This is a genomic window from Domibacillus sp. 8LH (genome assembly GCF_038806185.1).
Lineage (GTDB): Bacteria > Bacillota > Bacilli > Bacillales > Domibacillaceae > Domibacillus > Domibacillus indicus_A.
Genome location: NZ_JAVJNG010000376.1, coordinates 1 through 230 on the forward strand (window position 1 = coordinate 1; position 230 = coordinate 230).

The window sequence follows — 230 nt, forward strand, 5'->3', positions numbered from 1 at the left end:
TTCCCTTCCCGTTAAGAAAATTAATGGACTTCGTATAACCCGTCAATCTGATATGGAGTTGATTCATCATGCTTTGATTGAGCAAGTAGGTGCAGAAATCAGTCAGAAATTTTTACAAGAGAGTATTGACTCTATTCAGTTGAAAGCTAGCTTGTCAAAAGTTGTAAAAGCTGATTTTTTGGACAAGGAACGTTATGGTTACGTTGGAAAAGTTAAACATATAAACAATC

The 230-nt window shown here is 34.8% G+C and carries 1 pseudogene; it reads left to right on the forward strand.

Going from position 1 to position 230, the window contains the following annotated elements:
• A pseudogene (locus tag RG959_RS25075) lies at nt 1–230 on the forward strand (acetylglutamate kinase); the annotation flags it as partial.